At 53.1% G+C, this 751-nt stretch carries 1 pseudogene; it reads right to left on the bottom strand.

The annotated features are described in order from the left end of the window. Positions 1-395 (bottom strand): annotated as a pseudogene (locus HMPREF2924_RS34965) (ABC transporter substrate-binding protein); the annotation flags it as partial. Positions 396-751 lie beyond the last annotated feature (356 nt).

Below are 751 nucleotides of genomic sequence, written 5' to 3'. Positions count from 1 at the left end.
AGATGTGTTTTTCTGATCTCCCAGCAGCGGTTGTAACCGCCACCGAACGAAAGGTGACGAACGACACTCTGGGCTTCGGCCAAGGAATACAGATCGCCTATGTGCTTTTGCTGACCGTCCTGCTCGGCAAGGATGCCGTAGAGCACATTGCGCACCAGACCGTTGTAAGGACAGCGGTCAGAAAGTGCAGTATCGATCTCTCGACCTTCAGTAACTAGGGCGAAGTCGTCATTGAAGATGCATGGAAAGCACTGTAGTTGAGTATCGGAGAGGATTTGCTGCGATGGATGCAACGCGCGATAGCAGGGGGGGCAATCATCTTCGTATGTTATCTGTAGCGTTCGCTCGATTCTGAAGTCAGTATAGCCGTGGATAAACGGATTATATTGAGTCATGGGGTATCTCCAGTAGCCGGGAAGCCCATGCCCTTAGAGACTATGGACCTCCAGGGGAAGTAAGGGGCGCCGAAGCGCCCTGGTGATGTAGAGTCGTTGCGGTTAACGCAATTCGGAGAAGTCACCACCCGACAGGGGGATGACCCCGTCTGGGTTGAATTAGCAGAGGCACATAGGCAAAAGGGTAAAACTTAATATTCCCGTTGCGACCACGTGCCGTTGTCTAATGCCTGTTGGGCAAGTTCGCGGGAGGGGTAGTATTCAACCGACTCGCGCGAAGCTGGTCCTTCTTCATCAAGGGTGCCGATATAAAAGCCGGCGTTGGACATAAGAACCTGCAGCGGCAGTTCGAGACG

It is taken from the genome of Pseudomonas sp. HMSC063H08 (assembly GCF_001813645.1).
Lineage (GTDB): Bacteria > Pseudomonadota > Gammaproteobacteria > Pseudomonadales > Pseudomonadaceae > Pseudomonas > Pseudomonas aeruginosa.
This window is presented reverse-complemented; position numbering and strand designations above follow the sequence as displayed.